Source organism: Streptomyces thermovulgaris, assembly GCF_002155915.1.
Lineage (GTDB): Bacteria > Actinomycetota > Actinomycetes > Streptomycetales > Streptomycetaceae > Streptomyces > Streptomyces thermovulgaris.
Window position 1 is genome coordinate 1 of record NZ_MUME01000322.1, and the last position, 4,160, is coordinate 4,160.

Consider the following 4,160-nt stretch of genomic DNA (forward strand, 5'->3'; position numbering starts at 1 on the left):
CGCCGCCCGGGCGGCGGACGAGGGGCCGGCGCGGGCGGGCACGCGGCAGTACCTGCTCTGCGGACTGCTGCAGTTCCTCTTCTTCCTCGGGTACTCCTGCTTGACCGCCCTGGCCGCGGTCCGCGGCTACGAATGGATCAGCGGTGCCTCCTCCCTGACGGGCCGCTATGTGCGCTCCGTGCTGGTCGGCGGCGCCGGATTCATCGGCCTGTCCGCCGTGCCGATCCTGGCCAAATGGACGCTCATCGGCCGGTTCGCACCGGGCCGGTTCCCCGTGTGGAGCCTTGCGTATGTGCGCTGGTGGGTCGTGAAGACCCTGATCCGTACAAGCCCGTTGCGCATGTTCACCGCGTCACCGCTGTACGTGCTGTATCTGCGGGCACTGGGCGCCAGGGTCGGACGCAATGTCGCGATCTTCTCCACCCGCATCCCCGTGTGCGCCGATCTGCTGACGATCGGGGACGGGACGGTCATCCGCAAGGACGCGCTGTTCTCCTGCTACCGCGCCCATGCCGGCTTCATCCAGACCGGCCGGGTCACGCTCGGCAGGGACGTCGTCGTCGGCGAACAGACCGTCCTCGACATCGACACCTCCATGGGCGACGCGTCCCAGCTCGGACATGCCTCCGCCCTGCACGCCGGACAGTCCGTGCCCGCCCGGGAGCGCCGGCACGGGTCACCGGCGGAGCCCACCACCACGGACTTCCGCGCGGTGGAGGCCACCGGCTGCTCCACCGCCAGGAAGGTCTGCTACAGCGCCGGGCAGTTGCTGGCCCTGCTGCTGGGCTGGCTGCCGCTGGCCACGGCCGGCGTGGCCCTGCTGCTCGCCGCGGCGCCGCAGCTGAACGCGCCCCTCGGCTCCGGGGCGTCGCTGTTTGCCGGCTGGACCTTCTGGCTCGGCGCCCTGATCGCGTCCTTCGCGGCGTTCTTCGGCGCCGTTCTCGCCGGACTTCTCCTCCAGGGCACGGTGCCGCGCCTGCTCAACCTGGCCCTCGAGCCGGACAGGGTCTACCCCCTCTACGGCCTCGCCTACGGTCTGCAGAGGGCCATCGCCTTCCTGACCAACAGGAAGTTCTTCCCCACGCTTTTCGGCGACAGCTCGGCGATCGTCCACTATCTGCGCTACATCGGCTACGACCTGCGGCGCGTCGTGCAGACCGGCTCGAACTTCGGCATCGAGGTGAAGCACGACACCCCGTTCCTGAGCGCGGTGGGCAGCGGCACGATGGCCGCCGACGGCCTGTCGGTCGTCAACGCCCGCTTCTCCAGCACCTCGTTCTCGCTCTCCCGTGCCTCGATCGGAGCGCGCAGTTTCCTCGGGAACCACGTCGTCTATCCCTCGCAGGCCAGGACCGGCGACAACTGCCTGCTGGCCACGAAGGTCATGGTGCCCATCGACGGAGAGACACGGGAGAACACCGGTCTGCTGGGGTCGCCGCCCTTCACCATCCCCCGGACGGTGCTGCGGGACACCCGGCTGAGCCACCTCGGGAGCAGCGGCGAGCTGCACCGCCGGCTCGCCGCCAAGAACCGGCACAACGCCGTCACCGCGGGGCTGTACCTGCTGGCACGGTGGTTCCACGTCTTCGTCCTCACCCTGCTGGCCCTGGGAGCCAAAACCCTCTACCCCGCCCTCGGCGTGCCGGTGATCACGGCGGCCCTCGTCCTCTCCCTCGTCCTCTCCGTCTGCTACTTCGCGCTCCTCGAGCGGGCCGCCGCCGGTTTCAAGGCCCAAAAGCCCCTGAACTGCTCCATCTACGACCCGTCCTTCTGGCGGCACGAACGCTTCTGGAAGATGGCGTCGGCCGAGCCGGCCCCGTTCTTCGACGGAACCCCGTTCAAGAACGTGGTCCTGCGCCTGCTGGGTGCTCGTATCGGCAAGCGGGTCTTCGACGACGGCTCCATCTTCCCGGAGCGGACGATGGTGACGGTCGGGGACGACTGCACCCTCAACGCGGGCACGGTGATCCAGTGCCACTCGCAGGAGGACGGCGCCTTCAAGGCCGACCGCACCACGATCGGCGCCGGCTGCACCCTCGGCGTCGGCGCACTCGTCCACTACGGCGTGACCATGGCCGACCACGTCGACCTCGCCTGCGACTCCTTCCTCATGAAGGGCGAGTACGTCCCGTCGTACGCCCGCTGGGGCGGAAACCCGGCCCGTCACCTGCCCGACCCCACCCCTCACCCGCACACCTGCGCGGCGGCCCGCGCCTGACACCCCGCACACGTGCCCCGCCTCATCACACCCCGAGCACCCCGAGCACAAGGACGGACCCCGATGGCGCTCAACACCCCTCTCGACCGCGACGTCCACCACGGTGTCCCGACCGCCTCCGGCGGCTTCACGCCCCTTCCGCGCTGGACCCGCACCCCGGTGGCCGGACTGGCCGAGCACCACGCGCCGATCCCCGCCGACCACGTGACAGCCCTGCGCCGTCTGGCGGACGACCTGGCCCTGCCGCTGAGCTCCGTACTCCTGGCGGCGCACGCCAAGGTGCTGGCCGTGCTGACCGGCGAACGCGACATCACCACCGGCTGTGTCGCCGCAGACGGCGCCCGGCCGCTTCCGTGCCGGCTGACGACGGCTGCCGGCTCATGGCGGGCCCTGCTGACAGACACCCACAAGGCCGTCGCGCAGCTGCTCACCCCCCGCACCTCCCCGGGGGACGACCTCGGGTACGAACGCGTTCCGACCGGGCCGCCGTGCGAAACCGTGCTCGATGCGACCGGTGTCGACGGCGACCCCGTCGGCACCGGCGACGAGCCGGCTGCCGACCGCGTGGAGCAGGCCCCGGAGACAGTGCTGCGGGTGGCCGTCGTACGCCACGACGACGGCCGGCTCATGCTGCGGCTGCGCCACCGCACCGACGCCCTCGACGCCGACGGCGCCGCCCGCATCGCCGGCTACCACCTCACCGCACTCTCCCTCATCGCCGCCGACCCGGACGCGGACCACGCACCGCAGAGCCTGCTGTCGGACGAGGAGCTGCGCTTCCAGCTCGAGGAACTCACCGGCCCGCACCGCCCCCTGCCCGACGCCCGGGTCCATGAGCTGTTCGAGCGGCGCGTACGGCAGCACCCGTACGCGGTCGCGGTCGTGCACGGCGGCCGGCAGTGGACGTACCGGGAGCTCAATGCCCGCGCCAACCAGCTGGCCCGCGCGCTGCTGGCGCGAGGACTCGGCCGCGAGGGCGTCATCGCGGTGGTGACGGACAGAAACCTGGACTGGGCGGCCGCCGTTCTGGCGGTCCTCAAGGCGGGCGGCGTGTACCTCCCCGTCGAGCCGCATCTGCCGGCCGAACGGATCAAGGCCATGCTCGCCCGCTCCGGGTGCAGGCTCGTGCTCACCGACACCGTCGGCAGCGGCACCTTCCGGGCAGCCCTCGCGTCGATGCCCGCGGTCCGGACGCTGCTCACCGACACCGCCTACGAGGAGGGCCACGCCCCGTGCGACCTCGGCATGACCGTCACCCCCGGCCAGTCGGCGTACGTCTACTTCACCTCCGGCTCCACCGGTGAACCCAAGGGCGCCGTGTGCGAGCACGCGGGCATGCTCAACCACCTCTGCGCCAAGATCGACGACCTGGAGATCACCGAGGGGCAGGTGGTCGCCCAGACCGCGCCCCAGTGCTTCGACATCTCGCTGTGGCAACTGCTCTCCGCCCTGCTCGTCGGCGGGCGGACGCTGCTGGTCGAGCAGGAGGTGATCCTCGACGTCGCGCGGTTCGTCGACAGGATCGTCCGCAGCCGGGTCGCCGTGCTGCAGGTCGTGCCCTCGTACCTGGAAGTCGTCCTGACGTGCCTGGAGCAGCATCCGCGCGCCCTGCCCGACCTGCGGTACGTATCGGTGACCGGCGAGGCGCTGAAGAAGGAGCTCGTCCAGCGCTGGTTCGCCGCCCAGCCCGGCATCAGGCTGGTCAACGCCTACGGACTGACCGAGACCTCCGACGACACCAACCACGAGATCATGGACCGTGCACCGGACGGCGACCGGGTCCCGCTCGGCCGGCCGGTCGGCAATGTGCACCTCTATGTCGTCGACCGGCACCTGAACCCGGTGCCGCTCGGCGCGCCGGGAGTGATCGCCTTCTCCGGGATCTGCGTCGGCCGCGGCTATGTCAACGACCCGGAGCGCACTAGGTGTTCTGTCCACGGAG

General features: G+C 70.9%; 2 protein-coding genes. Both read left to right on the plus strand.

All coding sequences use genetic code 11. The features are described 5' to 3' along the window. Positions 1–2,218: Pls/PosA family non-ribosomal peptide synthetase (locus CCN35_RS22450; RefSeq protein WP_107501082.1), on the plus strand; the 2,218-nt coding region annotated here is incomplete at its 5' end. Between the two features lie 63 nt (positions 2,219–2,281). Beyond that, positions 2,282–4,160, plus strand: a 1,879-nt coding sequence (locus CCN35_RS22455; RefSeq protein ID WP_143631756.1) for an AMP-binding protein, incomplete at its 3' end; no start/stop codon positions are given.